2 protein-coding genes are annotated in these 1884 nt (G+C 61.8%); both read right to left on the bottom strand.

Features of this window, described 5'->3' with window-relative positions; genetic code table 11:
• On the bottom strand, window positions 1-836 hold an 836-nt coding region (tsf, locus tag EN932_RS35160), incomplete at its 3' end, for a translation elongation factor Ts (protein ID WP_128369476.1).
• A gap of 109 nt (window positions 837-945) precedes the next feature.
• Window positions 946-1734, bottom strand: a complete 789-nt coding sequence (gene rpsB / locus EN932_RS35155) for a 30S ribosomal protein S2 (protein ID WP_013531765.1) — start codon at window positions 1732-1734, stop codon at window positions 946-948.
• Window positions 1735-1884 lie beyond the last annotated feature (150 nt).

Below are 1884 nucleotides of genomic sequence, written 5' to 3'. Positions count from 1 at the left end.
GCGGAGATCTTGGCCGGAGCGCCGATTTCCTTCTCGGCATCCTTCAGTGCCTGCTCGACAGTGATGTCGGGATTGAGCACGAAGGCCTGCTTCAGGAGCACGACTTCCTCATAGAACTTGCGTAGGCGGCCTTCGACCATCTTTTCGATGATCGCTTCCGGCTTGCCGGACTGGCGCGCCTGATCGGCGAAGATCGCCTTCTCGCGCTCGACCGCAGCCGGATCGATCTGCTCGGCCGTCAGCGCCAGCGGGTTGGTGGCGGCGACATGCATGGCAACCTGGCGGCCAAAGGCATTGGCGGCATGCTCATTGCCCGTGGTCTCGATCGCGACCAGAACGCCGAGCTTGCCAAGACCATCGGCAACTGCGTTGTGGACGTAGGTGGCGACAGCACCGTGCGGGACGGTGAGCTTGGCCGAGCGGCGGAAGCCCATGTTTTCGCCGATGGTGCCGACAGCGTCCTTGATGGTGTCGGCAACCGACTTGTCGGAACCCGGATACTTTGCGGCGGCCACAGCCTCCGTCGTGCCGTAGGCCAGCGCAACCTTGGCAACATTGGCGACGATTTCCTGAAACGCGGCGTTGCGGGCAACGAAGTCGGTCTCGGAATTGACCTCGACGACGGCAGCCTCGCGCACGCCGTTGTCGACGCCGATCAGGCCTTCAGCCGCGGTGCGGCCAGCCTTCTTGTCGGCCTTGGAGATACCCTTCTTGCGCAGCCAGTCGACGGCCTCTTCCATGTTGCCGTTGGTCTCGGTCAACGCCGCCTTGCAATCCATCATGCCCGCGCCGGTCAAGTCGCGGAGTTCTTTGACCTGTGCAGCCGAAATGCTCATTGTCGCCTCTTTGTTTTAAATGCACCGACGCACCATCGGTATTCGATGGTGCGTCTGTTTAGCGTGCCAGAATATGAGAAAGGTGAAGGCCGCAACCGGCCTTCGATTATCAAGCTTCCGGAGCGTCTGCAGCCGGGGCCGGAGCCGGGTCGAGCGCGGGTTCGACGGGAGCTTCGATCGAAGCGCCGATGTCGACGCCGAGCGCGCCCTGCTGACGGGCGATGCCGTCGATCGCAGCCTTGGCGATCAGATCGCAATAGAGCTGGATGGCGCGGGCCGCGTCGTCATTGCCGGGGATCGGGAAGTCGATCTTGTCCGGATCGCAGTTCGAATCGATGATGGCGACGACCGGAATGCCGAGGCGCTTGGCCTCGAGAATGGCGATCGCTTCCTTGTTGGTGTCGATCACGAACATCAGGTCGGGCGTCGAGCCCATGTCCTTGATGCCGCCCAGCGCCTTGTCGAGCTTCTCGCGCTCGCGGTCGAGGTTCAGGCGTTCCTTCTTGGTCAACCCTTGCGCCTCACCGGCCAGCATCTCGTCGAGCTTGCGCAGGCGCTGGATCGAATTCGAGATCGTCTTCCAGTTGGTCAGCATGCCGCCGAGCCAACGCGAGTTGACGTAGTACTGGGCCGAACGCTGTGCCGCATCGGCGACGATGTCGGACGCCTGGCGCTTGGTGCCGACGAACAGCACCCGGCCGCCCTTGGCGACGGTGTCGGAAACCTGCTTCAGCGCCTGGTGCAGCAAAGGCACCGTCTGCGAGAGGTCGATGATGTGGATGTTGTTGCGGGCGCCATAGATGTAGGGCGCCATTTTCGGGTTCCAGCGATGGGTCTGGTGGCCGAAGTGAATGCCAGCTTCCAAAAGCTGGCGCATGCTGAAATCAGGCAGTGCCATTCAAAGTTCCTTTCCGGTTAGCCTCCACGGACACAGGCATTTTTGGACTTTGTCCTCGAACGCCACCGGAGGTTTCAGCCGGATTTCTCCCGGGCAGACACCAAAGTCCGTGTGTGGAATGAGCGCGCATATAGAGGGGATGCGCGATAA

Origin of the sequence: Mesorhizobium sp. M7A.F.Ca.US.002.01.1.1, assembly GCF_004022955.1 — a bacterium.
In the GTDB taxonomy this organism is placed as follows: Bacteria; Pseudomonadota; Alphaproteobacteria; order Rhizobiales; family Rhizobiaceae; genus Mesorhizobium; species Mesorhizobium ciceri.
The sequence above is the reverse complement of the archived record's forward strand: the minus strand, read 5'-3'. Positions and strand labels throughout refer to the sequence as shown.